Here is a 252-nt window from a genome sequence, read left to right as displayed (position 1 = left end):
TTACCTTCCCCAGGAAACCTTAGGCTTTCGGCGAACAGGATTCTCACCTGTTTTATCGTTACTCATTCCGGCATAATCACCCGATGACCCCGACACCGCTCGTTACCGTACGGCTCGTATCTGATCATCGGCGCTCTCCTACCACTCTAGATAAATCTAGAATCCGCTGCTTCGGTGTACTACTTACTCCCGTTCATTATCGGCGCAGAAATGCTCGACTGGTAAGCTGTTACGCACTTTTTAAATGGTGGC

The 252-nt window shown here is 49.6% G+C and carries 1 rRNA gene (running past one end of the window); it reads right to left on the bottom strand.

The annotated features are described in order from the left end of the window. Positions 1–252, bottom strand: a 23S ribosomal RNA gene (locus B2R17_RS05830); its annotated part runs 1,246 nt beyond the window's last position; the annotation flags it as partial.

The sequence above is a fragment of the Rhodopirellula sp. UBA1907 genome (assembly GCF_002337565.1).
Classification (GTDB): domain Bacteria; phylum Planctomycetota; class Planctomycetia; order Pirellulales; family Pirellulaceae; genus Rhodopirellula; species Rhodopirellula europaea.
The sequence above is the reverse complement of the archived record's forward strand: the minus strand, read 5'-3'. Positions and strand labels throughout refer to the sequence as shown.